Origin of the sequence: Planococcus chinensis (assembly GCF_020071995.1) — a bacterium.
Classification (GTDB): Bacteria; Bacillota; Bacilli; order Bacillales_A; family Planococcaceae; genus Planococcus; species Planococcus chinensis_A.
In genome coordinates this window covers 1-410 of sequence record NZ_JABWTK010000045.1, presented here as the reverse complement: position 1 = coordinate 410, position 410 = coordinate 1, and the positions used below count along the sequence as shown (strand labels likewise).

Here is a 410-nt window from a genome sequence, read left to right as displayed (position 1 = left end):
GATCACCAGCGAGAACGCCGTGGTCAGCAGCGCCAGCGCCACCTCCAGCACCCACACCGGAATGCCGGTCGGCAGCTTGTCGATGGTATGGCCGGCCACCCACGCGGCCGCACCGCTGGAGTCCATCGCCCAGCCGAGCGGAATCAGCCCGGCCATCATGAACACCGTCTTCCAGTTGATCGAGGCATAGGCCTCGTCCATGCGCAGCACGCCGGTCAGCAGCATGCCGGCCACGCCGGTCATCAGCGTCAGCGCCACCGGCAGCTTGCTGGTCAGCGCGATCAGGATGGTCAACGCGAAGATCGCCATCGCGATCTTGAACTTGTGCGGGCGCTGCTCGCCGGTCGGGTAGTCGGTCACCACCACGAAGTCGCGGCTCTTGGCAGCCTGCGCCAGGTCGGTCCAGATGC

1 protein-coding gene is annotated in these 410 nt (G+C 66.8%); it reads right to left on the bottom strand.

What is annotated here, in order from left to right; all coding sequences use genetic code 11:
* The coding region (locus tag HU147_RS19225) for an SLC13 family permease (protein WP_369075689.1) at positions 1 to 410 on the bottom strand (410 nt) is incomplete at both ends.